We start from the raw sequence: 1,137 nt of genomic DNA on the forward strand, positions 1-1,137 counted from the left end.
TCGGGTTTTGCGGGCGCCTGCTCTTCCACCGCACCGGTGTCGAAGTCAATGCGGTACTGCTGGGTGCGCGGCGGATAGCACAGGCCCGCGTCGGCACAGCCCTGTGAGCTGACGCTGAGCAGGCCTTCATTTACCGCGGTATCCAGCTGCATGCGCACGTCGGCGTTGTAGTAATACACCGACACCTCACCGAAGAACTCGTCCACCATGGGCTGCGCGGTGGGTAGCGACAGCTGGCTGCCGACCGGCCCATCGGCGCTCTGCAGCTGCGCGTCAATCTTGTGCTGGTACAGGTAATAGCCGTCGGCAATCTGCCAGTACAGCCGCAGCTGCTGGCGGTCTTCCACCACCACCTCAAGCTGGTACGCCTGATCCACCGGCAGAAACTGCGCCTCCGCCTGTGCCGCTGCAAAGGGGTTGTTGCGGGCGCTGCCCACCGGATCCAGCGCACTGCCCGCCGGCTGAGCCTGCGCGCCGGGCTGTATGGGCAGCAGCGTGACGACGAGCAGCAGGAAGAGGGTATGGAGCAGGTACCGATGTGTTGGCATGAATAAGGTACAGTGGCTGAGCGAGCGATGCAGTCTAGCAGCGCGTCATAAGTTTCCCAATTATTGGTGCTGCATGTGGCTGGAGGCTGAGCCCGCCCATCACGGCATCCATTCAAGCAGGGTACCCAGTGCCGGTATCACCACCACAGCGAGAATAATCCCCAGCAGTAAATTGACGCGGGCGAACTTCACGTCGATAGCGGCGAAGCGGCGGTCGATCTCCGCAAAGCGACGGTCGACCTCGCCAAAGCGGCGGTCGATCTCGGCGAAGCGCTGGTCGATGCTTGCGAAGCGTTGATCCGCGTCAGCCTTGAAAGTGGAGAAGCGCTGATCCATCTGGGCTTGGAACTCGGTCAAGCGTTGATCGACCTGCGCCTGGAACTCGGTCAAGCGTTGATTGAATTTGTCCTGAACCTCTGTGAAGCGTTGATCGACCTGGATCTGGAACTCGGTAAAGCGCTGATCGACCCGCGTCTGGAGTTCGGCGAACCGGCGATCGATCCTGGTCTGGAAGGGGGTGAAGCGCTGTTCCAGCTTCAGTTCAATGCGCGACTCAAACTCGCTGAAGCGCGTGTCGAGGTAGTCGCGC

The 1,137-nt window shown here is 61.3% G+C and carries 3 protein-coding genes; 1 reads left to right on the forward strand and 2 read right to left on the reverse strand.

All coding sequences use genetic code 11. From position 1 onward, the window contains the following. A partial coding sequence (locus VBE63_RS29990) for a protein-disulfide reductase DsbD domain-containing protein (RefSeq protein WP_323686617.1) occupies positions 1-548 on the reverse strand: 548 nt, incomplete at its 3' end. A gap of 99 nt (positions 549-647) precedes the next feature. Beyond that, the gene (locus VBE63_RS29995) at positions 648-884 is read right to left on the reverse strand and encodes a hypothetical protein (RefSeq protein ID WP_323686618.1); all 237 of its coding nucleotides are present in this window, start codon (positions 882-884) and stop codon (positions 648-650) included. A gap of 24 nt (positions 885-908) precedes the next feature. Here VBE63_RS29995 and VBE63_RS30000 point away from each other — a divergent pair. After that, a partial coding sequence (locus VBE63_RS30000; protein ID WP_323686619.1) for a hypothetical protein occupies positions 909-1,137 on the forward strand: 229 nt, incomplete at its 3' end.

Source organism: Lamprobacter sp., from assembly GCF_034860625.1.
Lineage (GTDB): Bacteria > Pseudomonadota > Gammaproteobacteria > Chromatiales > Chromatiaceae > Lamprobacter.

Bases quoted from the DNA above. Each gene is read 5' to 3' on its own strand.
- VBE63_RS29995 (WP_323686618.1), bottom strand. From the start codon at position 884: ATGGATCAGCGCTTCTCCACTTTCAAGGCTGACGCGGATCAACGCTTC.